A 253-nucleotide genomic window follows, 5' to 3' on the forward strand; every position below is an offset into this window, starting at 1 on the left:
AAAAGGTTGACGTTCTTGCGGCAAAGCTGCCAGGCTAAGCAACCCCAGTAAGTCGCCCTGGCCGACGACTTAGAGCCTATCCCAGTAGACCTGCTGAGCGCCAGGCAATGATTCCACGAACGAGGTGAAGGCAGGCGAGATAGTTGCCTGCCTTCTTCGGCCAACGGATCAGCAGGCCACGGAATCGGTTCATTCAGCTGTGCGTGCGCTCGTCGACCCAACGTCGGGCGCGAAATCCTGCATCCTTGTTCAG

The 253-nt window shown here is 58.1% G+C and carries 1 pseudogene; it reads right to left on the reverse strand.

What is annotated here, in order from left to right:
• Window positions 1–76: 76 nt before the first annotated feature.
• Window positions 77–253: pseudogene (locus KVT32_RS30790) on the reverse strand (IS5/IS1182 family transposase); the annotation flags it as partial.

Origin of the sequence: Achromobacter sp. GbtcB20 (assembly GCF_019091095.1) — a bacterium.
GTDB lineage: Bacteria > Pseudomonadota > Gammaproteobacteria > Burkholderiales > Burkholderiaceae_B > Achromobacter > Achromobacter mucicolens.